The sequence below is a fragment of the Micromonospora sp. NPDC005324 genome, from assembly GCF_040607155.1.
Classification (GTDB): domain Bacteria; phylum Actinomycetota; class Actinomycetes; order Mycobacteriales; family Micromonosporaceae; genus Micromonospora; species Micromonospora trifolii.
Window position 1 is genome coordinate 1 of the sequence record NZ_JBEXGE010000053.1, and the last position, 23,111, is coordinate 23,111.

The window sequence follows — 23,111 nt, forward strand, 5'->3', positions numbered from 1 at the left end:
CGCCATCAGGTGGGCAGCCGAGGGGATCTACCCTTGCCGGCGAATGCCCGGCACATGTGCCGCATCGAGCCCGGCCAACCCGTGCTGCTCGCCGCAATCGTTGCGCACGACCTGCTCGTCGTGCATCCCGTCAGCACCGTCGGACGCCTGCTCGCCGACCTGCACACTCACCTGGCGGGAGCCGACAATGACCGCTGACCCCGCCGCCGTCGCTGCCGCACGACAGGTTCTGGCTCACCTGGGCGTCACGGTGACCGATCTGCAATCGCATCCCGCGACGCCGTCCGTTGTGCCGACGGTCGCCGAGTACCTGCCCCGTGTTCTTGCCGCTGCCGGGCCCGGAGCACGCCGCACCTACGGCACCTACTGGGAGCGGATGGCCGCCGCGTGGCCCGATCGATCCTCGGACACCACTTCTCGTGAATATCCACGCGAGATCAACTCCCCTCGCGTGGGGACGAGAACCGGTACGTGGCATTTGTGCACCCAGACGCCGGGAGTGGCTTCTCCGTGCGCTGACACCGCTGTGTCCGCCTTGGCGGGGGCCTAGGTGAGTTCCGGCCGCCCGCGTCCCCGCCAGCCCGACGAACAGCTCGTCGAGGCCCTCGTGCCAACCCCGCTGCCCGTCGCGGTACCGGAGCCGGCACCGCTGCCGACATTGCCCACGCCCGGCGCCCCCAGTGGCGATGGCCGCCTGCTGTTCGACGTGGCGCGCCCCGACGCCGCCGGCCGCGTTACCGCTCGTGCGCTGCTGCGGACGTTGGGCTGGACACCGGGCCTCACCCTGCACGTCGACGTCGTGACCGGCGCAATCCTGATCACCCCGGCCGCCGAAGGCGCGCACGCCGTGGGACCCGCGAGGAACTGCCCCTACCGGCCGCCGCCCGACACCTATGCGGCATCGCCACCGGCGAACCCGTGCTTCTGGCTGCCCTGCCCCGCCAGAACCGCATTGTCGTGCACCCCTCAAACACCATCGCGTCGGTTCTGGCCGACCTGCACGCGCGCATCCTCGGAGAGCCTTCGTGACCACGGATTCCGATCGTGTCGCCACCGCCCGAGCGCTGCTCGAGCACCTGGGCGTTACTGCCACCGACCTCACTGATAGTAACCGGCCGGCCGTGCCGACGGTCGCCGAGTACCTTCCTGCTGTTGTCGCGGCGGCGAGCCCGGCCACCCGACGCACCTACGGCAGCTCTTGGCGACGAATGGCCGCCGCCTACGGCGATCGGCGCATCGACGCAGTGCGGGCCAGCGACATCGAAGCCCTTATGCGACAGGCCGCCGCAGGCGCCCGCCTTCGCCGCAACTCCCGAAACGGCCGGCACGCCGGCGAGCGGAATGATGCCGTTGGTCGGGGCAGTGCCGAGCGACGAGCCGGACGGTTCGCTGCCGGGAACGAAGGTCGCCGCCGGCAGCATCGCGAATTTGATCAACTCCGCCCGGTTCCACGTGCTCCGCTCGGTTGCGGACGCGGCGCCCGGCAGCGTCAGGCTCAGCGCGGCCACCGCAGCACCCAGGCCCACCCGCTTGCTTACTGCCATCAGTCCTTATTACGTCGGGAACGAAGGACCAGCTGCTTCTCGGTAGTGAGTGATCCGATGGCAAGGTAGAGAGACGCGGTGAATTCGGACTGACCAAAGGGAATCCGCGCCCGATCCCGTGCGGTGACCCTTCAAGGCGACCTCGGCTTGCCGGACGATTGCGCGATCTGTGCCGTCCGGAGAGCCCCTACCGGTGACGGCGGGCCGAGCACGAGAGCCGACCGGACCACCGTGGCGAGCGCGTGCCCGACGCGTCGGCTGACGAGATCGCGGGCGACGGAAGGAAGTCCCGTGCGGGAATCAGCGGACCGCGACCCAGCGCCCGGAGCCCGATCAGGTCGTCGGGCGTGGCGTCAGGGCTGTCGTCGACAAGTTGGGGCAGCCTGGTGCCCAGCGCCATCACCACCAGCAGCATGATGGCTGTCGCGAGCAGTATGTACAGCAGCGCGACTTCCCGGCCCGGCCCGGTGCCGATCACCGCGCCGATGGACGAGGCGAGCGCGCCGCCAGGGGCCAGCAGTGGCCCAAACAGCTCCGGCGCATAGGCCGCCAACAGCCCGAAGCCGATCGGCAGCGCCGACCACGCGATCATCGCGTAGAGCGTAAACACCGGGCCGTGGAACCGCTGCGGGACTTTGACCTCCACGATCGCGGCATGGATCCCGTTGATCACCGTCAGCATGAGGGACATGCCGAACACGCCGACGCCGATCGTCACCAGGTTCGCTTGCAGGCCGGTCACCAGGCCGAAGGCGGCCAGGCCCAGCGCGCACAGCAGCACGCTTCGCATCCGGCGCCGCGGCGGGCCGCCCCACTTTCTCATGACAAGGCCACCCAGCACGCCTGCCAGTCCCGCGCCAAGCAGGATCCAACCGATGTCGGCGAGCCGGCCGATCCCCAGCGCCAGTGGTGGGATCAGCAGGAACAGCGGCGACAGCAGGACGTTGAGCACCGCGAAGAAGATCAGCATCCGGCGGAACCGGGTGTCGCCCCAGGCGTACCGGAAGCCGGTTTTGATCTCGGTCGTCACCGACTCCGCCGGCCCCGCCATGGTGCGCGGGAAGCGGACCAGGAGCGTGACGATGATCGCGACCGCGTTGCTCACCACGACGAGGACGAGGATGGCCTTCAGACCGACGACGGCCAGCAGCCCGACGGCCGCGACCGGCACGAACAGGCGACTCGTCGTCGCGGCGATCTGGACGACGCCGGTGGCATGACCGAGGTATCGCTTGGGAACGAGCTGCGGCACGGCGGAGTCGGAGGCGAGCCGCTGGACGGTGAGCGCTGCCGACAGGAGTGCGAGCAGCGGATAGGTGTGCCAGATCTGCAGGCTTTCGGTCCACGACAGCAGGCCGAGCGTCAGCTGAACGCCGACCGCGCAGACGCCGCTGGCGAGCATGACCGTGCGACGGCCGCAGCGGTTCACCACTATGCCGGCCAGCGACGCGATGAGCAGCCCGGGCACCAGCCCGGCCACGGCGGACAGGGCGAACTGGCCGGGTGAGCCAGTGGAGAGCAGGATCCAGATCGTGATCGCGAACGCGGCCAGCGCCGAGGCGCTGATCGAGGCGAGTTGCGCCGCCGCCACCGCGAGAAAACGGTGCATCGTGGGCCGAGGGCCGTCGGGTGCGTTCGGCGAATCCGCGCGCGAGACCTCGAGCAGCCGCCACCCGTCCCCGCCGGCCGGCTCCCCCGCGGAGACGGCCGGATGGGTGCTCGTCATGATCTCGGCGAGTTCGGCCGCGCGGTGCTTCTGGAAGAAGTGACCCGCCTCGTCGAGCAGCACCACGGCGGTGATGTCGCTGAGGAAGTGCCACTCGCGGAAGCGCTCCTGATAGAAGTCCGATGCCGGGTCCTGCTCCCCGGCCACGCTGATGACCGGCGCCCGCAACCGCTCCACCGAGCTCTCAAAGAGCCGCGTGAAGTAGTCCTCTGCCGCTTCGGTGTCGCGGCGGGTGTTGTGGACGATGAGCCGGGCCTGCGCGGCATCGATGTCGCTCATGTCGAGCCCGAGCCCGGTCAGCCCATCCGCGTAGGCGCGGTCGCTGCGCGACGTGTCCGGATTGGCGAGCCGGCCCAGCTCGCCGAGCAGGCCCCGGCCCGGCCGGGCGAAGGGGAAGATCGCGCCGATGTAGACCGCCTCCGGGACGCGGCCCGCCGCCTCCAGCTTCCTGGCGATCTCGACGATGAGCGCCGAGCCGACACCGCAGTGCCCGTAGAGCGCGATCGGCCCAGCGACCCTCTCCTGGATCTCCTGCACGCACCGGGCGGCGACATCCTCGAGCGGTGCGCGCTGATCGTCGATTCCCGGATCGTGGCCGGGGATGGCCACCGACCACAGTGCGTGCGTGGCTGGCAGTTCGTCCGCCAGCGACTTGTACGCCATCGCATTGCCTCCGCCATAAGGAACGGCGACGTAGCTGAGTTCGGCCTCGGTCGACGGCTTCGGCGTCAGCCGGTGCAGGAGCCCGCGATGCGTCGGCGTCTTCCCGTCGAGCAGGGCGGCGAGCCGCCGGATCGTCGCGTGGGTGAACAGGTCCATCACGGCGATCGAGGTGCCGTCCGCCGTCGCACGCCTCAGCCGTTCGACCACCTTGATCGCGAGCAGGGAGTGACCGCCCACGGCGAAGAAGTTGTCGTCGATCCCGACGTCGGCCCCGTCCAGGACGTCCGCCCACACCGCGTGGATCATCCGCTCCGAGTCGGTGCATGGCGGCACCCGCCCGGCGTCCCCGCCGACGGGCGCCTCCGGCGCGGGCAGCCGCCCGCGGTCCACCTTGCCGTTCGCGGTCAGCGGCAGCCGGGTCAGCGTGACGAACGAGTTGGGGACCATGTAGGCCGGTAACGCTGCCGCGAGGTGCGACCGCAGCCGCGCGGGGTCGGGAACGGCTCCGGGGTCGGGGACGGTTTCGGGGTCAGCCACGACGTAGGCCACGAGCTGGGCCGCGTTGCCTGTCCCGTGAGTGGTCACCACGCACTCGGCGACCTCGGGTTGGCGGGTCAGATGAGCTTCGATCTCGCCGAGCTCGATCCGGTAGCCGCGGATCTTGACCTGGGCGTCGGCGCGGCCGAGGAACTCGATGATGCCGTCGGGTCGGTACTGGCCGAGGTCGCCGGTCCGGTAGAGACGAGCGCCGGTGCGCGGATGGGTGACGAACGCCGCCGCGGTCCGCTCCGGGTCCCTCCAGTAACCGGATGCCACGCCGACGCCACCGATGTACAGGTCGCCAGGCACGCCGACCGGCACGTCGCACATCCCGCGATCGAGAACGTGGAACTGCTGGTTGGTCATCGCGCGGCCGTACGGGATCGAGGACCACGACGGGTCGACGTGTCCGATCGGGTAGCAGATCGACCAGATCGACCCCTCGGTCGCTCCGCCGAGGCTGATGATCTCGGCGTTCGGGGCGAGCGCGCGGATGCGGTCGGGCAGCGTCGGCGGGATCCAGTCGCCGGACATCATCACCACCCGCAGCGAGCTGATGTCGGTACCTTCCAGCTCGGCGTGCTCGACCAGCAGTTCCATCAGCGCGGGCACCGAGTTCCACACGGTGATCCGCTGCTGCATGACGGTCCGCGCCCACGCGGCCGGGTCCTTGTCCTCCTCGGGCCGTCCCATGACCAGTGTGGCGCCGGCGGCCAGCGTGCCGTAGATGTCGTAGACCGAGAGGTCGAAGCTCAGGGCGGACAGTGCGAAGATCCGGTCGTCGGGTCCCACCCGGAACCGGGCGGTGACGTCGCGGACGGTGTTCAACGCGGCCCTGTGCTCGATCATCACGCCTTTCGGCGTGCCGGTCGAGCCCGACGTGAAGATCACGTAGGCGAGGTCGCCGGGCTCGGCGGGACAGGCTGGCGCCGAGTCACCCGACTCGTCGGTGACGGGCAGCACCAGCAGCCCGTCCGGCCAGTTAAGCCGCGAACGCAACGCCGCCTGGGTGAGTGCCACGGTGCAGCCGCCGCGCGCGATGAGCTCGTTGCGGCGGCGCTCAGGCAGGTCGGCGTCGACCGGCAGGTAGGCGGCGCCGGCCTTGTTGATCGCCAGCACCGCGACGACCTGCTCCCACCCCCGCCACATCACGACGGCCACCAGGTCGCCTTCTGTCACCCCGGAAGCGGTCAGCCGCGCCGCGAGGTGATCGGAGCGTCGGTCGACTTCGGCGTGCGAGAGCCGGCCACCGGGGTGGATCACCGCCGGGTGGTCGGGCGTGCTGCGCGCCTGCGCTTCGACCGGGACGTGCAGGAGCTGGTCCGCGCCGAGGTCGGCGCTCGTGTCGTTCCAGCGTACGCGCTGCGCGCGCTCGTGGGCCGTGAGCAGCTCGTGGCTCGAGATCGGAACGTGCGGGTCGGCGGCGATGCCCTCCAAAAGGACGCGGAAGTGCGCGCCCAGGCGCTCGATCGAGTCCGCGGAGAACAACGCGGTGTTGTAGGTCATCAGGAAGTCGCCGTCGCCTGCGGTGTGCAGCTCGAGGTCGAACCGGGTCACGCAGTACGAGATGTCGACGTCTCCGATGACCGTGATCGACGGGTTGCTCCGCTCGGCCGCTTCGTAGCTCTGCATGGAGAAGACCACCTGGAACAGCGGCGACCGGGACACCTCCCGCGGCACGTTCAACTCGGTGACCAGACGCTCGAACGGCAGTTCCTGGTGGGCGAAGGCGTGCACGGCCGTGGCGCGGACCCGTTGGAGCAGCTCGACGAACGTCGGATCGCCCGAGGAGTCGACCCGCATCGTCACCATGTTGATGAAGCAGCCGACGAGGTCGTCGAGCTCGGGTACCGGCCGGCCGGCCGCCGGCGACCCGATCGTGACATCGTCCTGCTGCGCCCGGCGGCCCAGCAGAATGGCGAACGCCGCGAGCAGCACCATGTACGGCGTGGCCCGCTGCTTGCGTCCGAGCCGGACCAGCTCGGCGAGCACACTCGGCGCGACCGAGAACGTGTGCGCGGCCCCGGCGTAGGTCGGTATCGGCGGCCGCTGCCGGTCGGTGGGCAGCTCGAGTGGCGCGACGCCGGCGAGCTGCTCGCGCCAGTACGCCACATCCTGCTCGGTGTCGGGCAGTGCGCGCTGCCACGCGGCGAAATCCCGGTAGCGGACTGGCAGGTCCGGCAGCGGTTCGCCGGCCAGGCAGGCCAGCACCTCGTCGAGGAGGAGCTCGGTGGACCATCCATCTGCGGCGATGTGATGGATCGCGAGCGCGAACACGTGCTCGTCGGGGGCGATCGTGATCAGCATCCCCCGCGCCACGGGGCCGGCGGCGAGGTCGAACGGCTCGGCCATGAAGGCGTCGACGAGCGCGCTCACGGCATCGTCGGACCCGGCCTCAGCCGTGGTGAGCGGGATCGCGCCGACGTCGTCGACGAGCACGACGGGCCGGCCGTCCACGGTCGCGGGAAATCGGGTCCGCAGCGGCTCGTGTCGGGCCGCGACCCGGTTCAACGCCTCGGCGAGCGCCTCCGGATCGACCCGGCCGCGTAGCCGCCAGGCCTCGGGGATCGTGTACGCCGTCGTGCCGGGCGCGTACGCGTCCATGAACCAGAGGCGTTCCTGGGCGAACGACATTACCGCTTCTCCGTCGGGCAGGACGGGGATCGTCGTCGGCGTCGGAGGCAGCTCGTTCAGGTCGCTCATGGGACGTCCTCCGGAGGTCATCGGGGCGCTCCACTCACCAGCGCGGCGAGTTCGCGGATCGTGGAGTTGTCGAAGAGATCCATGATCGTGAGTCGAGGGGTGTTCGGGCCCAGTGCGGAACCCAGCCTGGTCAGCACGCGTGTGGCGTGCAGAGAGTGGCCGCCGAGCTCGAAGAAGTCGTCGTCGATGCCCACGTGCGGCACTCGGAGCACCTCGCGCCACACCTCGGCGATCGCCTTCTCGACCTCCGTGGACGGATCGGTCGTCGCCCGGTCCGCTGCGTCCGGTGACACCAGAGCCGCCACGGGAGTGGAGTCGTTCAACACCAACCGTTCGCGTTGGAACGGGTACGTGGACAGCGGGATGCGCCGGGGCGGTCGGCCGCCGTGCAGCGCGGACCAGCGCACGGGCAGCCCGGCCTGCCACAACCTGCCGGCGGCGCGGAGCGACTCGGCGGCGTCCCCGGCTCCTTCCGGCAGGCTCTGCACGATTGTGCGGTCGGGGTGCTGCTGGGCCAGGCTCCCGAGCATCTCCCCGGGGCCGACCTCCAGCAGGATGCCGGCCGAGCTGGCGAGCAGGGTCTCCACGGCGTCGGAGAGGCGGACGGTGTCCCGCAGGTTTCCGGTCCAGAAGGCCGGGTCGCACGCTTCGCGCGCGGTGACCGGCGCACCGGTCCGGTCGGAGATCCACGGGAGCTGCGGTGGGCTCAGTCGCACCGAGGCTACCGCGTGGGCGTACTCGTCGAGAATGTCGTCAACAAGGGCCGAGTGGTCCACGAGCCGACCCCGGGTGAGCACCAGCGACAGCGCATCGGCCCGGCTGAGGACCCCAGCCGAGACGGCGGCGGCGAATCCGCCCAGGTTGTGCCCGAGGACCGTGTTCGGGCTGATCCCACGGGATGCCCACAGCTCGGCCAAGGCGTGCTGGACGGCGAAGAGCGCGGGCTGACCGACGGCCATCGTGGACATTCGCGCTGCCGCCTCGGCTTCGGCGTCGGGCTCCGGGTACAGCACCTGCCGCAGGTCCAGGCCGAGGTCGGCGCTCGCCTGAGTCGCGCTGTCGTCGATGGCCGCGCGGAAGACCGGCTCCCGCAGGTACAGCTCGCGCGCCATGCCCACGTGTCGGCCCTCTTGACCGGGAAAGAGGAACGCGACGTGCGGCGCCTCCGCCGAAGGGCTCGCGGAGGCCTGCGGATGTTCGGCCATGTCCGTCAGGGCCCGGATCGCTTCGTTGCGGTCCCGGCACACCACGAAGGTGCGCTGGGCGAACGCCGCGCGGCCGGTTTGCAGCGTCCATGCCGCGTCGGCGACGGCGACCGGGTCCCGTTGGAGCCGGTCGCGCAGCCGTGCCGCCAACTCGGCGAGTGCGGGAACGGTGCGCGCCGACAGTGGCAACAGGTGATTGCGGCCGTCGTCGGGGGACCCGTGTGCGCTGGGCGCCTCCTGCACGACGAGGTGAGCGTTGGTCCCGCCGATCCCGGTGGAGTTGACCCCGGCTCGGCGGGGGCCCGCACCCGGCGGCCACGGCGTCGCCTCGCTCGTCACCACGAACGGGCCGGCCGAGAGATTGAGGAGTGGGTTGGGGCGGCGGAAGTGCGCTGTGCCCGGAATGAGGCCGTGGCGCAGCGACAGCACCACCTTGATCAAGCCGATCACGCCTGCCGCGGCGTCGGCGTGGCCGATGTTCGACTTGACGGAGCCGAGCAGGCAACTCCGCGGCGATCCCGCCCCGAACGCCCGCGACAGTGCGCGGACCTCGATCGTGTCACCGATGGTAGTGCCGGTTCCGTGTGCCTCGACGTACCGGATCGTGTCCGCGTCGACACCGGCGACGAGGTGCGCGGTCCGGGTCGCGGTCACCTGTCCGGTCACGCTCGGCGCGGTGAAGCCCACCTTGTCGGAGCCGTCGTTGCTGAGCGCCGAGCCCATGAGTACGGCGTGGATGTGATCCCGGTCGGCGAGCGCGTCGGTCAGCCGCTTGAGCACGACGATTCCCGCACCGTCGGCGCCGACCATGCCGTCGGCGTCCGCGTCGAACGGCCGGCAGTAGCCGTCCGGTGAGAGGAGGTCGTCACCGTCCTCGGCGCCGGTCGCGCCACGCAGCGCGACTCCCCCCGCCAGGGCCGTGTCGCACTCGCCGGCGAGCAGGGCCTGGCATGCCAGATGAACGGCGACAGCCGATGTGGAGCAGGCGGTCTGCACGGTGACGGCCGGGCCGCGCAGGTTCAGCTTGTACGCCACGCGGCCGGTGAGGAAGTCCCGGCTGCCGGCGAGCCGGAGCTGCTCGTCCGTTGTCTCCGGGAGCCGGTGCCGCTGCGAACGCAGCTCGGCGAAGTGGTCCGTTTCGCTGCTCCCCGCGTACACACCGATGGCGCCTGGGTAGGTGCCGGGGTCGTAGCCGGCGTGCTCCAGAGCCTCCCAGGCGCACTCGAGGAACACCCGATCCTGCGGGTCGAGCAGCTGCGCATCCCGCGGCGTCATCCCGAAGAACGCGGCGTCGAACCGATCGGCGTCGGCGACCACGCCGTACCTGCGTCCGGAGTCGAAGCGAGTGGTCAGATCGCGGCCCGCGGTGAGGGCGGCCCAGAAGTCGTCGAGGTCCGCGGCGCCGGGTATCCGAGCAGCCAAACCGATGACGGCTACGGCGGTCTGCGTGTCCTCGTCGGCTGAGTCCTCGTACATCTTCCGCCAATCACTCGGTTCGCTGGGCAACAAGTCGTCCGTAACTTTCAGTCGCCGGCTTCGTCCAGCAGTCGGGAGAGGCCGGCCACCGTCGGGTTCTCCAGGATCGTGCGCACCGGTACGCGCAGTCCCAGCTCGGTCCGCAACCGGGACGCCATCTGGATCGCGAGCATCGAATGGCCACCCAGCGCGTAGAAGTCGTCGTCGGCTTCGACCTGCTGCACCTCGAAGAGCTCACACCAGACCGCGGCGACGACGGCGGCCGTCCCGTTCCCGGCCCCCTCGACGTTCGTGCTCATTCGCCGGCCCCCCGTCCGGAGCGCCCTTGCAGCAGCCGCTTGCGGCGCTCGCGCATCCCGGCAGCACGCGCCGGACTGGTCGGCTCCGCGACCGCAGGTTCAGTCCGGGGTCCGTCGCCCAGGTGCTGGGCGAGCGCGGCGATCGTCGGGAACTCCAGCAGCGACACCAGCGATGTCGTCGCTGCGGTGCGAGCACCGATCAGGGTGTGCACGGCGGCGAGGGCGAAGGACGTACCCCCGAGGTCGAAGAAGTTGTCGTCGCGGCCGACGTCGTCGCGGCCGAGCACCTCCCGCCAGATTTGGACGAGGCTCTGTTCCATGCCGGTGTGAGCCGACGTCGTGAGGTCGAGGCGGGGCGCCGCCGCAACCGCCACGGAACGCGGGGGCGGAAAGACGTCCTCGACCGAGCCGGGCAACGAGCGGATCGGGGCTGCGGGATCCGCGACGGCCGCAACGAGGAGCCGTTCGAAGTGTTCGGCCATCCGCGCGATCGAGGCCGCCTCGAACAGATCAGTCCGGTAGGTGAGCGTCAGGTCGAAGTCGTCCCCGCCGTTGGCCGAGCGGAAGACGAGCATGTCGAGGTCGACCTTCGCCCCGCTCGGCGGGAGGTCGGTGGCCGTGGCGCGCAGGCCCGCCAGACGCGGGCTCACGATCGGCTCCTGTTCGAAGGAGAGGAACGCCTGGACCAGCGGGGCGTGCCCGGGGTCGCGATCGGGCGCGAGTTCCTGTACGAGCTGCTCCATCGTCACCTCGCGGTAGGTCAGGACGTCGAGCAGCTCCGCCTGCACCGATCGGCACAGGTCGGCGAAGCTCCGGTCGTCGTGCGCCTCGACGAGCACCGGGAGTGTGGTGGCGAAGAACCCGATCATGCTTTCCAGCTCGGCGCGGTCGCGGGCGCTTACCGGGACGCCGACCAGCACGTCGCGGCACTCGGCGAGGCGGGAGAGGAGGGTGGCGTACGCGCTCAGCACCAGGACGAACGGCGTCACACGCAGCTGCTGGGCCAGCCGCAGCGCCGGGGTCATCACCGCGGCGCGCAGCAGGTGACGGTGGTTCCCCCCGTGGGTTCCGGCGACCGGCGGGCGTGGCTTGTCGGTCGGCAGTCGCAGCACCATCGGGGCCCCGGCGAGGTGCTCGCGCCACCAGCCGACCTGCTCGGCGTCGACAGGGCGTGCCCTCTGCCAGGCCGCGAAGTCGGCGAACTGAAGGGGCAGCGCGGCGCGTTCGGGCCCACCGTCATACCCCTGGGCGAGCTCGTCGAAGAACACGTGCAGCGACGGACCGTCGGAGACCAGTTGGTGCATCGTGACGACGAGCAGGTGCATACCGGGCCCCGTCAGGAGCAGTCGCGTGCGCAGCAGCGGTCCACGCTGGAGGTCGAACGGCTCGTCGGCCCAGGCTTGGGCCAGCCGGAGCGCCGCGGCGTCCGCGCTCTCGGTCTTGTCGACGTCCAGTTCGACGACGGGCAGTTCCACGGCCGGGTCACCGATGCGCTGCACGGGTTCGAACGACGGCGCGATGCCGGGCGCGAAGGTCGAACGCAGCGATTCGTGCCGTGCGACGACACGCGCGACGGCGCTCCGGAGCCGCGGCACGTCGAGCGGGCCTTCCAAACGGACCGCCACCGTGATGTTGTACATGGGCGTGTCCGGGTGGAGCAGTTCGACCAGGTACAGCGCCCGCTGGGCACCCGACAGCGGCAGCGGCCCCGCCTTGCCGTCCAGCGATGGGATGTGGTCCGGCGCCTCGGCGGTGACCCGCTCGATCATGCTGAATCTCCGCTCGCCGTCGGTCGGGTATCCCAGGCGGCCAGGGCAAGCCGGTCGACCTTTCCGCTGGGTGTGCGCGGCAACGCCTCGACGACCTCGGCCCTGACCGGGACCATGTAGGCGGGCAACCGGTCGCGTAGGGCCGTGAGCAGGCCAGCCGTCCAGGCCGGCACGTCCTCCGGGACCGATCTCGGCACGAGGAACGCGCGGAGGTTCCGCTCCTCGGCTGCGGAACCCGCGACCACCACCACCGCCTGTCCGACGGACGGGTCCGCGGCCAGCACGCTCTCGATTTCGCCGAGTTCAATTCGGAAACCGCGCACTTTGACCTGCGTGTCCTGACGGCCGAGGAACTCCAGGAAACCGTCCGGGGTGACCCGGCCGAGGTCCCCGGTGCAGTAGGCGGGTACGGCCGCGTCCAGCGGATCGGTGCGGTAGCTCCGCGCGGTGCGCTCAGGCAGATTCAGGTAGCCGGGTCCGACGGCGGCCCCGGTGATCCACAGCTCGCCCACTTCGCCGTCCGGCACCGGCCGGCCGGTCGGATCGCAGACCCGCACGTCGGTACCGGTGATCGGCCTGCCGATCGAGGGCAGGTCAACCCAGTCGACCACGTCCGCGGGCAACCGGTACCAGGTGGCGACGTGGGTCTCGGTCGTGCCCCACTGGTTCACCAGCCTGCAGTCCGGCAGCCGGGTGAACATCGCCCGGATCGCCGCGGTGGACTGCACCTGCTCACCCGACGTGAGGATCTCGCGCAGCGGGTGCGTCTCCGGGGTGGCCTCAGCGGCGAACAGGGCGAGCGACTGGATCATCACGAAGGGTATGAAGAGCCGGTTGATCCGTTCCCGCTCGATGAGGTCCCAGAGCAGCTGCGGGTCCAGGCGGTCGTCCTCGTCGCAACAGACGACGGTGCCGCCCTCGCCGAGCGTGGGGAGCACCTCCTGATAGATCACGTCGAACGACGCCGGGGCGAACTGGAGAGTCCGGTCCCCGGGGCCGCACTCACTGGCCTCGGACTGCCAGGCCACCAGATTGGCGAGGTTGTGGTGGCCGTAGAGCACGCCCTTCGGGCGGCCGGTGGACCCGGAGGTGTAGACGATGTAGGCGATCTTGTCGCCAACCGGGTCCGGCACCGCCCAGGCCGAACCCGCGGTGGCGTAGTGGACCTCACCATCGGTCACGACGGTGGTGAAGCCGCCCAGCCGGTCGAGGGGACCCCGGTGGCCGATGATCAACTCCACGCCGGCGTCGGCGCACATGAACCGCAGCCGGTCGGGCGGATAACCGACGTCCAGCGGTACCGCGACGCAGCCGGAGCGCAACAACCCGACCAGCGTCACGACAAGATCAATAGATCGTTCCAGGTGTACGCCGACGGCCGCGCCGGGGACGGCTCCGAGCTGCCCGACCCGCGCTGCGACCTGCGCTGACCGCTCCCACAGGCCGTGGTAGTCGATGGACTCGTGGGCCGAGCAGACCGCCTCGACGTGCGGTGTCAGCCGCACGCGCTCGGCGACCGCACGCAGCGCCGGGACCGTGCTCGCCGCAGGACTCATTTGCGCCACTCCTCCGTCGTTGCCGTGCACAAGGTGATCCGGTGTGGTCGCTCAGCGCGCAGAAGGACGCGGTTGAGTGCGCGCTCGATCTCGGCCTGCCGTGGCCCGGGGTCGTCCACCGTGACGTCGAGGCTGTAGCGCAGCTCGTTGCGGTCGTCGCGGTAGACGGTGGTGGTGGCGTGCTGGACACCGGGGACCTCGGCGGCGATCCGGCGCACCGAGGGAAGCCAGATCTTCTCCCCGGCGATGATGACCGAATCGCCGGAGCGTCCACGGAAGAAGTGGTAGCCCTCGGAGTCGATGTCGAACCGGTCGCCGGTGGCGACGGAACCGGTTACGGTGGGGGCGCCCCCGGGGAGCCGTCGGCGCAGCACCGTGTCGGACTCGACGACGAGTTCCGCACCGAGCCCGTCGCCGGCGGAGTCGCGAAGGTACGTCCGCACCTCCGGCAGCGCAACGCCCACCGAGCCCCAGCGGTGCTCGGGCTCCTGATGCGCGGCGAGCGTGGTGACCCGCGGGCCGGCCTCGGTGAGGCCGTAGGTGAGGTAGAGCTCCTGTTGCGGCCCCTTGGCCAGCAGCGAGCCGACGTGTGCCGGGTCGAGGGCGTCGCCGCCGACGGTGAGCACCCGCAGGGCGGGCGGTCCGGCGGGCGGGTCCGCGGCCAGCCGGGCCGCCGCGCTGGGCGTCAGCGAGGACACCGTGACGTCGTGGGCGCGGATGGTGTCGGCGAAGGACCGGGGGGTGAACGGCGGTCCGGAGACGACCAGCCGCGACCCCCGCACGAACGCGGCCATCGCCTGCGCGACCAGGCCGTAGGAGTAATACAGGGGCAGCGACACCAGGACCGTGTCGTCCACACGCTGGCCGATGGCGGTGGCGTGACGGTCAGCGTTGCGCATCAGCGCGTCGACACCGTGCAGGCAGCCGCTGGTGATCCCGGAAGTCCCTGACGTCACCAGCACGACCTCGCCCGGCTGGTACCGCGGGTGCGCGCGGTCGTCCAGCAGCGCCGCCTCGCACCGGTCGCCGAGCGGGCGCACCGCCGTCGCTCCGTACCGCGCCGGGTCGATCCGGGGCGCGATCAGCGCCGCGCCACCCAGCCGCCGGCTGATCTCGTTGATCCGCGCGGCTCCCGCCGCCGGTGGTAGCAGCAGCGGAACCGCCCCGGCGAGCAATGCCCCGAAGAACGCGGCGAGCGCGACCCGGCCGTTCGGCATCGCGATCATCACCAGGGAACCGGGCGGCAGGTCCAGGCCGGCGACCGCGTCCGTGACGACCTCGGGCTCGTCGGGTCTCCCGGCACCTGATTCGGCGTCCACGGACGCGGCCAGGAAGGCCCGCACTGCGGCACGATCCGGGACGCCGGTGATGGTTGCGCTCACTGCGGTCCTCCCGACGGACGTGGGTCCGGTTCGGCTCCGACCACGACGCACCGCACCTCGTGGCCGCGTAGCGAATCGTGGTCGTGCACAGCGACCACGACGTGGCTCGCCGCACCGGTTCGCAGCCAGTGCCGGGCCATCGTCAGGGCTGCCGGGCATCCGTCCTCCGGAGCGGTCGTGATGACGAGGGTCGGCCCGCGAAAGCCGTGTGATTGGCAGACGAGGCTGACGGGGCCACCGGCGCTCGCCCCGGCGAAGCGCAGCGCCGAGAGCCGTCCACCGGGTACGGCACGGGCGATCGCCGACATCGTGTCGATGGTGCTGTAGGTGCTGACCAGGACCATCGCGGTGGTCTCGGGGGCCGTCCGCACGGCGTCCGGGCATCCCGCCCACAGCTCGTTCACGGCGTCGAGGACCAACCATGACGCCGGGTCGGCGTACTGGGAGGGGATGCGCTGGTGTGTCGTGGCGTTCGGCGCGCGGCCGGCCCAGGCCCTGGCCAGCGGGACCAGCCCAGCTCCTGCGTGCACCGCGATGTCCTCGACCGTCATTCGGGGGCCTCCAGCGCGAGGCACGTGGTGAACCCGCCGAAGCCGATGGTGACGCTGAGTCCGAGATCGCCAGTGAACGGCAGTGGCACGCCGCCGCTCGGCAGGGGCAGCGGGAAACCAGGCATCACCGTCCGCAGCCCGGGCACCGGCGGCACCCTGCCGTCACGCAGGGCCAGCAACACCGCGACGGCCTCCAGCGCTCCGGTGGCCCCCAGCGTGTGACCGAAGGCGCCCTTGGTCGCGAACACGACGGGCGTCACTGCACCCGCTGCCTCTCGACTCGCGAAAGCAGTAGCGAAGGCACGACTTTCGACGTCGTCGTTGACGGGGGTGCCGGACCCGTGCGCGTTGAGCACCCCGACCTCGGCGGTACCGCGACCGGCCGCGGCCAGGGCGGCGCGCACCGCCCGCACGACGGTGTCACCGCTCGGGTCGGGAGCGGTCGGGCCGGTGGCGTCGTTCGCCGAGCCGACGCCGGCCAGCCGGCCCCGTGGGCGGGCCCCGCGTGCCTGCGCCGAACGGCGTTCCTCGAGGACGAGGAATGCCGCGCCCTCGCCGAGGATCGTGCCGTCGTGGCTCGCGTCGAAGGCCCGCAGCGCGGTGGGCGACATGGTGCCGAGGGCCGAGTGCCCGAGCCGCTTGGCCGGGGTCAGGACGTCCACGCCGCCGACGACGCAGATCTCCTCCTCGCCCATACCGATCAGCGCGGCCCCGACCACGATGGCGTCCGAGCCCGCCGAGCAGGCGGTGCTGACCACCAGCGGCCGGCGGGCCAGGCCCAGCTCCGTCGCGAGCGCCTCGCCCCACAGGTTCAGCCCGTCGGGCGGGACGTCCAGGTGCGAGCCGAAGCTCGTGCCGACCACCAGGCGTAGCTGCGGGTCCGTGATGTCCAGCCCCGCGTCCGACACTGCGGCCCGTAGGGTCCGCGAGCCGGCCCCGAGCTGACGCCGGACCGGATCGAGGTCCACCGGCAGATCCGGCAGGACCGCCGCCTGGTCATTGCGCAGCGGGTGGGCGCTCGGCACGGGCGCCATCCCGGTCGCCCCTGACAGCAACGCCTGCCACACGTCGTCCAGCTTCGAACCCAGCGCGGTGGACCAGGCCATCCCGGTGACCAGCACGTCGCCGTCGCCACCCGGGCCGCTCACCACCACTGGTGCCCCATGTCGGCGACCTTGCGGCGGACGAGGTTGGCACGGAACGCGGCAACCGTCGACGAGTCCACGACGGCCCGGCCGGAGAAGAAGAACGTGTTGTCCAACTGACGGTCGACGGAGACGCTGATCGTCACCGTGTCACCGGGGGCGACGATCCGGAAGAACCGGGAGTTCATCGCTCCGACGAGGGTCAGCTCGTCGTCGGCGAGGCGCGAGGTGCTGACCTGGAACAGGATGATCCCGGATTGCGCGAAGGCCTGGCTCAGGTGGCTGGCCGGATAGATCGCGCGTTCCGGGAAGTGCCCGGCGATCGTGTCCGTCTGCGCTGACACCGAAAGCCTGCTGACCAGCCGCACGCCCGGCTCGTAGTCGAGCACGCGGTCGAGGTAGAGCATCGGATGCCGGTGGCGTAGCCAGGTCTTGATCTCGGCGAAGCCCATCATGCGGCCCGGGACGTCCACGGCTTCTGGTTCAACGGAGGGCATCGGAGCGGGTCTCCTCGAGGGCGGCGTGCAGGGCGGGGAACAGCGCGCACGGCGCGCCGGTCGTGCGGTCGGTGAGGGCCACGACGAGGCAACCGGTGGCGAGTTCGACGCCGTCGGCGATCCGCCGGATTGTCGTGTCGATCCGGGCGCGTGCGGCGCCGAGGTGCCCGACGGCGGGTTCGAGGCTGAGCTCGTCGGGATAGCGGGCGGGGGAGCGGTATTTCGTCGTCGACTCCGTGACGACGAGGTCGAACCCGGCACCAGCGAGGACGTCGAGGCCGACACCGAGCCGTTCGAGGTTCTGCAGCAGCGCGGTCTCCTGCAGAGCCGGATACCTGGCGAAGTGCACGACGCCGGACGCGTCGGTGTCGGCGTGCTCGACGCGACGGCGGACCGGCAGCAGTCGCGTCATGCCGCAGCCTCCCTGACGGCACGCGACCCGGCCGCGAGCCGCGTCGCGATCGACTCGACGTCGTCCACGGTTGCCACGAGCGGCGGTGCCACCCGCATCGTCGCGTTCAGGTATCGCAGGCCGTGGGAACGGCGTCCGGCCCCGGACATGAACTCCACGTACACGCCGTTGCGGATCATCGCGGTGCGCAGGTCGCCGAGACGGGCAGCGGCGTGGTCGGTGAGCTCGATCCCGTGGATCAGACCCACGCCCCGGGCCTCGCCGTACAGGTCGGGGAACTGCGCCACCACCCGGTCGCGCAGCAGCCGACCCAGGTGGGCGCCAACCACCGCGGAGCGCTCCAGTAGCCCTTCGGCGACGATGTGCTCGAGCCCGGCCCGGATCACCGCGCAGGTGAGGGGTCGCAGGTCGGACGTGGCCACGGCGCCGGTCGGGCGAATCCCGAGCTCGCGGCGCGCGATGACCATCGAGGTGGACAGCGCCCCCATGCCGAGGCTCTTACCGATAACGGTGATATCGGTGGGGACCGGGCCCGCGTCATCGGTCATCGCGAAGAACCGGCCGGTCTTGGCGAAGGTCAGCACCTCGTCGGCCACAAGCAGCGCGCCGCTGCGCTTGGCCAGCGCGGCCAACTCACGCAGGTAGCCCTGTTCGGGCACCAGGATCCCGGCGTCGCCCTGGATCGGTTCGACCACGACCGCCAGCACCCGGTCCCCATTGCGCTCGAACCACTCCCGGGCCGCGTCGAGGTCGCCGAACGGGATGTGGTTAGTGCGGAAGCCGAACTGCTCCGGGGCGATCGTCGGCAGGCCGATCCGGTAGTGGCGGCGGTTGAGCAACGGGAGCAGCCCCCCGGACCAGCCGTGCCACGCTCCCTCGAACCCGAGCACGAGGTCGCGCTGCTCAGCCCCGGGCACGGCCCGCAGCCGGCGGCGGTCGAAACGCGACTCGAGGACGAGGCGCAGCGCGAGTTCCATGCCCTCGGAGCCGGAGTTGCGCCCGCTGACCCGGTAGTCCGCCGCCGGGAACCGGTCGGCGAACAGCCCACCGCTGGCGAACAGCCGTTCCAGGAGCAGGGAACGCTCCGCCGAGGCGACCTCGTCGGTCACGTAGCCTGCGGTCCGAACCGCGGCCGCAATGGCCGTGACGATCACCTCCGACCCGGCGCCCAGACAGGCGGACCCGTAGCCGCCGCTGGCGTCCAGCACGTCGAAGGAGCGGCTCGCCTCGCCGCCGGTCAGCTCGACGAAGTGTTGGACGATCCCGCTCGCCCCGGTGCACCCGAACGGCAGCGGCTCCGCTCCGTAGTGGTCGAACTGGACATCGCGGTCAAACCAGGGCCGGGTCGATGCGTGACCGGGCAACCCGATCACGTCGGCGGCTGTCATAGGTGTTCCTTTCGGCCGTGCTGCGTAGGAGAACGCCGTTGAGGTGCGGATGCTCAGCCGCCGGCAGCCGGTGATCTGGCCTGGAGGCTGCGGACGAGGTCGGCAACGGTGCGGATGCTTGTGAAGTTCTCCGGGGTGAACTCGGCGTCGGTGATGGTGACGCCGAACGTGTTCTCGCACTGCACCCGCAACTCGACGAAGCCGAGGGAATCCAGCCCGAAGTCGGTACGCAGCCGGTCGTCAGGGGTCATTCGATCCGCGGGAACCTCGACGAACAGGTCAGTGACCAGCATGGATTCGATGGCTCGCTCGATGTCGTTCACAGTCGTGCTCCTAGGTCGGGGAAAATTGGGTGTGGAACCAGGTAGGGGTGTCGCTCGAACGGATACGTGGGCAGGTGCACGCGGCGCCGTCGTTCGTCGCTGTGCAGGGCTGCGAGGTCCACGGTCGCTCCGACCGTCCAGAGCCGGCCGACCGCGGCGAGCGCCGTCCGTAAGCCGGTCGTCGACTGCCCGGGCTCGTCCAGCAGGTCGACGCACACAGAGTCGACGACACCGGTGGCTGGCGCCGCGGGCCGCTCCGCTCCGATGTGTACGACGATCTGCCCCGGTGTGCCGTCCAACGCGGCTGGAACGTCGCAGAGCAGTGGCCCCTTCGGGGCAACGGCCGCGCCGACTTCGGTTTCGCTTTGCGCGACGATCAGGCGGGCGGTATCGGCGGGGTTCAGCTCTGCGGCGACGGCCTTTGCGCAGCGGGCGCCGAGCCCCTGCCCGGCCACGGCGTCGGGGCGCAGACCCCAGGACATCAGTAGCTTCGCCGTCGCGTACTGCACAGCGAGGTGCGCTGCGGGCGTGCTCTCCATACCCGCGAGCAGCGCTTGGCGGAGGTCGTGGTCGAGAAGCGGGTGTGCGGCTTCGGCAATCTCGTCCAGGTGGGCACGGAATGTTCCCTCCGCGCCGTGGATCGCAGCGACGGAGCCTGTGCGATCAGCGGCGGGCTCGGCGAAGAGAAACACGACGCGCGGTCGCCGTATACGGCCCGTGCCGTGCTCGCCCTTCGGAAAGCCGCGTAGAGCCGCGACAGCCTCGGGCACGTCCGCGGCGACCACGAACCGGCGATCGGACTGCATCGCCCGGCCCGTCTGCAGGGTCCAGGCGACGTCGGCGAGATCGGCGTCCGGATGCTGTTCGAGGTGGTCGGCCAGCCTGCGGGCGACGTCCTCAAGGGCGGGCCCGGTCCGGGCCGAGAGGACCAGCAGTTGGTCCGGTCGCCCCGGGGTCGTCGGGAGCGCGGCCGGCGGCTCGGCGACCACAGCGTGGGCGTTGGTGCCGCCGACTGCGATCACGTTCGTGGCGCCGATCCGGGTCCGCCCTCCGGACTCCCACGCAACGGTCCGGTCGTTGACGACGAACGGGGAGGACGCGAAGTCGATCGCCGGGTTCGGCACGCTGAAGTTCAGGCTGGCGGGAAGCACAGCGTGCTCCACGCAGAGCACTGTTTTGATCAGTCCGACTATGCCCGCAGCCGCGTCGGCGTGGCCGACGTTACCCTTGACCGATCCGATACGGCAGTACCCCGTCTGGTCCGTGCTCTGACGGAACGCCCTGGTCAATCCGGCGACCTCGACCGGATCACCCAGCGCGGTGCCGGTGCCGTGCGCCTCGACGTAGCCGATCTCGTCGGCGTCGACACCAGCCACCAGCTGAGCGGTGCGGGCGGCTCCGGCCGGCCCGGCCACGCTCGGCACGTGGAAACCCATCTTGCGTCGGCCGTCGTTGTTCACCGCGGTACCGCGGATGACCGCGTGCACATGGTCACCGTCGCTCAGTGCCTCAGCGAGCGGACGGAGCACCACCAGGCCCACCGCGCTCGCCCGCACGGTGCCGCGGCCCTGCGCGTCGAACGGACGACAGCGCCCGTCGTCGGCGAAGATGTCGTCCGGATCGTGATGCAGGGTCGGGATCGCGGCCAGCACGGAGGCCCCGCCGGCAATCGCCATCTCGCAGTCACCCGCGAGCAGTGCGCCGACGGCGACGTGAACCGCCACCAAGGACGAGGAGCAGGCTGACTGGACCGCCATGGCAGGCCCGGTCAGGCCCAGTTTGTAGGCGATCCGGGTGGCGAGGAAGTCGACGTCGTTTCCCTGCTGGACACGGGAGTCCGGCAACGGGACGCCCCGAGCCCGCCCCCATGCACGGACATGGGCGCTGTGGTCGGTGATGGACCCGCCGACGAACACGCCGGTCGACAGGCGCTCCGCACCACCGTGCCCGGCCCGCTCGAGTGACTCGTGTGCGCACTCGAGCAGTAGCCGGTGCTGCGGATCCATGATCAGGGCGTCTTCGGGCGAGTAGTCGAAGTAGTCGGCGTCGAAGAGATCCGGATCGCGCAGCAGACCGTAGGACGGCACGTGCCCGTCCGCCGTCGGCAGTTGGTTGGAGAGCATCGACACCGAATCCCGACCGTTGCAGAGGTTGTCCCAGAAGGTTTCGACGTCCGAAGCCCCCGGGAAACGACCGGCCATGGCCGTGACGGCGATATATCCGCTGTCGTCTGCGTCTTCACTACTCATATCTCGGTCTCCGGGCAGAATCGATCGGGACGCCGACACGACGGAAAGACCGTCGAACGGGCAATCACCCATAAGAAGGTGTTGCGCAGTGCCGGTTGGAGCGTAACCAACCGTGCTCGCGATCATCGGGGAGAAACAAGTTAACATCAGGCAGACATCAAGTGATTCCGATGGCCTACACCTCCACTCGGGGCGTTGACCTATTCCGCACGACGGCTTGACAAAGCATGGCTCCGCTAGGTCTAGTGAGAATGGATTGCCCGCCCAGTCGCCATGCGGTCACAATGCGTCGTCAGGCCACGGGTCCAGCAATTTGTTTAAGTTCCTCTATCAGCTACCAAAGGAAGATGATGCCCAAGACGACTGGGTGGCGATCGCGTCTGCGCCGCAGCCTCTGGGCCGTCGCGGACTACCGCAACCTCTGGCTGTCCCAGACCACCAGCCTTTTCGGCACCGGCATCACCCTGCTGGCCCTGCCGCTGGTGGCGCTGCTTGCCCTCGACGCGACGCCGTTCGAGGTCGGCTTGCTCTGGGCCGTCGAGTACCTGCCGATTCTGCTGATCGGTCTCCCCGCCGGCGTCTGGGTGGAACGGTTGCCGATGCGCACGGTGATGGTCGGGGCCGACCTGATCCGGGCGGCGGCACTGCTCGCCGTGCCGATCGCGCTGGCCATGGACGTTCTCAGCATGCCGCTGCTGTACGTCGTGACCTTCATCATCGGCCTGGGCACGCTGTTCTACGACGTCGCGCAGCTGTCGATCCTGCCCACCCTGGTCGCCCAGGACCGCCTCATCGACGCCAACGGGAAGCTCGAACTGTCCCGCTCGGTCTCGCAGATCGGCAGTCCAGCCGTCGGCGGCCTGATGGTGCAGCTGCTCACCGCCCCGCTCGCGGTGCTCGCCGACGCGGTCACCTACCTGTGGTCGGCGTACCACGTCCTCCGCATCCGCAAACCGGCGCCGGTGCAACGATCAACCGAGAAGAGCAGCCTCCGCAAGGACATCCGCGAGGGCATGCGCTTCGTCTTCGGCCATCCGTTGATGCGCCCGCTGTTGTTGTGCGCCACGCTCGCCGAGCTCGGTTCCGCGATCATCCTTGCCCTGCAGGTGGTCTTCGCGACCGAAGAGCTGTCCCTGAGCCCTGCAATGATCGGTGTCGCGTTCGCGGTCGGCAATGGCGGTGGTGTGGTCGGGGCGCTCGTGGCGGAGCCGCTCGCCCGCCGTTTCGGCACCGGGATCACCTTCATGGTCTCGATCGTGCTGTTCACCGCCGGATCGGTCATCCTGCCGACTTCCACCGGGCCGGCGACATTCGCATCGGGATTGTTCGTCGCCTACCTCGGCGCATTCATCTTCAACGTCCTTCAGGTCAGCCTGTGCCAGGCGGTGACGCCACCGCATCTCCTGGGACGGATGAATTCAGTATTCCGTTTCGCGACCTATGGCGTCATTCCTATGGGAGCGGCCGGCGGGGGACTGCTGGTCAGTGTGATCGGGCTACCGGGCGTCTTCTGGTTGGCAGCCGGGCTCAACGCCCTTTCTTTTCTGCCGCCGTTGTTCTCCAGCATCCCCAAGCTACGCGACGTCGTTCATTACGATTCAGAGATGCCGGCGGCAGAAACTGCGTCCGATGAGGAGAACGCCTATCCGGAGGAGCCCGCGGCGAGTCCGCGGTAACTCGTCG

At 70.4% G+C, this 23,111-nt stretch carries 16 protein-coding genes; 2 read left to right on the forward strand and 14 right to left on the reverse strand.

What is annotated here, in order from left to right:
* A partial coding sequence (locus ABZS40_RS33295; protein WP_354948219.1) for a hypothetical protein occupies positions 1-198 on the forward strand: 198 nt, incomplete at its 5' end.
* Between the two features lie 620 nt (positions 199-818).
* Here ABZS40_RS33295 and ABZS40_RS33300 read toward each other — a convergent pair.
* The 14 genes from ABZS40_RS33300 to ABZS40_RS33365 form a co-directional block, all read right to left on the reverse strand.
* Positions 819-1,544 (reverse strand): hypothetical protein, encoded by a 726-nt coding sequence (locus ABZS40_RS33300; RefSeq protein WP_354948221.1) that lies wholly within the window; start codon positions 1,542-1,544, stop codon positions 819-821.
* Between the two features lie 187 nt (positions 1,545-1,731).
* Positions 1,732-7,176, reverse strand: a complete 5,445-nt coding sequence (locus ABZS40_RS33305; RefSeq protein ID WP_354948223.1) for an amino acid adenylation domain-containing protein — start codon at positions 7,174-7,176, stop codon at positions 1,732-1,734.
* Between the two features lie 17 nt (positions 7,177-7,193).
* Complete coding sequence (locus tag ABZS40_RS33310) at positions 7,194-9,857, reverse strand: beta-ketoacyl synthase N-terminal-like domain-containing protein (RefSeq protein WP_354948225.1); 2,664 nt, start codon at positions 9,855-9,857, stop codon at positions 7,194-7,196.
* Between the two features lie 47 nt (positions 9,858-9,904).
* Positions 9,905-10,156: a phosphopantetheine-binding protein gene (locus ABZS40_RS33315; protein WP_354948227.1), complete on the reverse strand. Its 252-nt coding sequence runs from the start codon at positions 10,154-10,156 to the stop codon at positions 9,905-9,907.
* Complete coding sequence (locus tag ABZS40_RS33320) at positions 10,153-11,925, reverse strand: condensation domain-containing protein (RefSeq protein WP_354948229.1); 1,773 nt, start codon at positions 11,923-11,925, stop codon at positions 10,153-10,155. The genes ABZS40_RS33315 and ABZS40_RS33320 overlap by 4 nt, the downstream gene beginning before the upstream one ends.
* The gene (locus ABZS40_RS33325) at positions 11,922-13,481 is read right to left on the reverse strand and encodes an amino acid adenylation domain-containing protein (RefSeq protein ID WP_354948231.1); all 1,560 of its coding nucleotides are present in this window, start codon (positions 13,479-13,481) and stop codon (positions 11,922-11,924) included. The genes ABZS40_RS33320 and ABZS40_RS33325 overlap by 4 nt, the downstream gene beginning before the upstream one ends.
* Positions 13,478-14,863, reverse strand: a complete 1,386-nt coding sequence (locus ABZS40_RS33330) for a class I adenylate-forming enzyme family protein (RefSeq protein ID WP_354948233.1) — start codon at positions 14,861-14,863, stop codon at positions 13,478-13,480. Before ABZS40_RS33330 ends, ABZS40_RS33325 begins: the two co-directional genes overlap by 4 nt.
* Positions 14,860-15,414 (reverse strand): hypothetical protein, encoded by a 555-nt coding sequence (locus ABZS40_RS33335; RefSeq protein ID WP_354948235.1) that lies wholly within the window; start codon positions 15,412-15,414, stop codon positions 14,860-14,862. Before ABZS40_RS33335 ends, ABZS40_RS33330 begins: the two co-directional genes overlap by 4 nt.
* The gene (locus tag ABZS40_RS33340; RefSeq protein ID WP_354948237.1) at positions 15,411-16,565 is read right to left on the reverse strand and encodes a beta-ketoacyl synthase N-terminal-like domain-containing protein; all 1,155 of its coding nucleotides are present in this window, start codon (positions 16,563-16,565) and stop codon (positions 15,411-15,413) included. The genes ABZS40_RS33335 and ABZS40_RS33340 overlap by 4 nt, the downstream gene beginning before the upstream one ends.
* Positions 16,559-17,056 (reverse strand): hypothetical protein, encoded by a 498-nt coding sequence (locus tag ABZS40_RS33345; protein WP_354948239.1) that lies wholly within the window; start codon positions 17,054-17,056, stop codon positions 16,559-16,561. Before ABZS40_RS33345 ends, ABZS40_RS33340 begins: the two co-directional genes overlap by 7 nt.
* Positions 17,043-17,468: an acyl-CoA thioesterase gene (locus ABZS40_RS33350; RefSeq protein WP_354948240.1), complete on the reverse strand. Its 426-nt coding sequence runs from the start codon at positions 17,466-17,468 to the stop codon at positions 17,043-17,045. Before ABZS40_RS33350 ends, ABZS40_RS33345 begins: the two co-directional genes overlap by 14 nt.
* Positions 17,465-18,856 (reverse strand): aminotransferase class III-fold pyridoxal phosphate-dependent enzyme, encoded by a 1,392-nt coding sequence (locus ABZS40_RS33355; RefSeq protein WP_354948242.1) that lies wholly within the window; start codon positions 18,854-18,856, stop codon positions 17,465-17,467. Before ABZS40_RS33355 ends, ABZS40_RS33350 begins: the two co-directional genes overlap by 4 nt.
* A gap of 53 nt (positions 18,857-18,909) precedes the next feature.
* Entirely contained in the window at positions 18,910-19,179 is a 270-nt protein-coding gene (locus ABZS40_RS33360) for an acyl carrier protein (RefSeq protein ID WP_354948244.1), read from the reverse strand.
* Positions 19,176-21,428, reverse strand: coding sequence for a type I polyketide synthase (locus tag ABZS40_RS33365; protein WP_354948246.1), 2,253 nt, complete (start codon positions 21,426-21,428; stop codon positions 19,176-19,178). The genes ABZS40_RS33360 and ABZS40_RS33365 overlap by 4 nt, the downstream gene beginning before the upstream one ends.
* A gap of 347 nt (positions 21,429-21,775) precedes the next feature.
* Here ABZS40_RS33365 and ABZS40_RS33370 point away from each other — a divergent pair, with 347 nt between their 5' ends.
* Positions 21,776-23,104, forward strand: coding sequence for an MFS transporter (locus tag ABZS40_RS33370; RefSeq protein WP_354948248.1), 1,329 nt, complete (start codon positions 21,776-21,778; stop codon positions 23,102-23,104).
* The last annotated feature ends 7 nt before the right edge of the window (positions 23,105-23,111 follow it).

What these genes read in the sequence shown, in the direction of transcription:
- ABZS40_RS33300 (WP_354948221.1), bottom strand. Translation starts at nt 1,544, where the DNA reads ATGGCAGTAAGCAAGCGGGTGGGCCTGGGTGCTGCGGTGGCCGCGCTG.
- ABZS40_RS33305 (WP_354948223.1), bottom strand. Translation starts at nt 7,176, where the DNA reads ATGAGCGACCTGAACGAGCTGCCTCCGACGCCGACGACGATCCCCGTC.
- ABZS40_RS33310 (WP_354948225.1), bottom strand. Translation starts at nt 9,857, where the DNA reads ATGTACGAGGACTCAGCCGACGAGGACACGCAGACCGCCGTAGCCGTC.
- ABZS40_RS33315 (WP_354948227.1), bottom strand. Translation starts at nt 10,156, where the DNA reads ATGAGCACGAACGTCGAGGGGGCCGGGAACGGGACGGCCGCCGTCGTC.
- ABZS40_RS33320 (WP_354948229.1), bottom strand. Translation starts at nt 11,925, where the DNA reads ATGATCGAGCGGGTCACCGCCGAGGCGCCGGACCACATCCCATCGCTG.
- ABZS40_RS33325 (WP_354948231.1), bottom strand. Translation starts at nt 13,481, where the DNA reads ATGAGTCCTGCGGCGAGCACGGTCCCGGCGCTGCGTGCGGTCGCCGAG.
- ABZS40_RS33335 (WP_354948235.1), bottom strand. Translation starts at nt 15,414, where the DNA reads ATGACGGTCGAGGACATCGCGGTGCACGCAGGAGCTGGGCTGGTCCCG.
- ABZS40_RS33345 (WP_354948239.1), bottom strand. Translation starts at nt 17,056, where the DNA reads ATGCCCTCCGTTGAACCAGAAGCCGTGGACGTCCCGGGCCGCATGATG.
- ABZS40_RS33350 (WP_354948240.1), bottom strand. Translation starts at nt 17,468, where the DNA reads ATGACGCGACTGCTGCCGGTCCGCCGTCGCGTCGAGCACGCCGACACC.
- ABZS40_RS33355 (WP_354948242.1), bottom strand. Translation starts at nt 18,856, where the DNA reads ATGACAGCCGCCGACGTGATCGGGTTGCCCGGTCACGCATCGACCCGG.
- ABZS40_RS33365 (WP_354948246.1), bottom strand. Translation starts at nt 21,428, where the DNA reads ATGAGTAGTGAAGACGCAGACGACAGCGGATATATCGCCGTCACGGCC.
- ABZS40_RS33370 (WP_354948248.1), top strand. Translation starts at nt 21,776, where the DNA reads ATGATGCCCAAGACGACTGGGTGGCGATCGCGTCTGCGCCGCAGCCTC.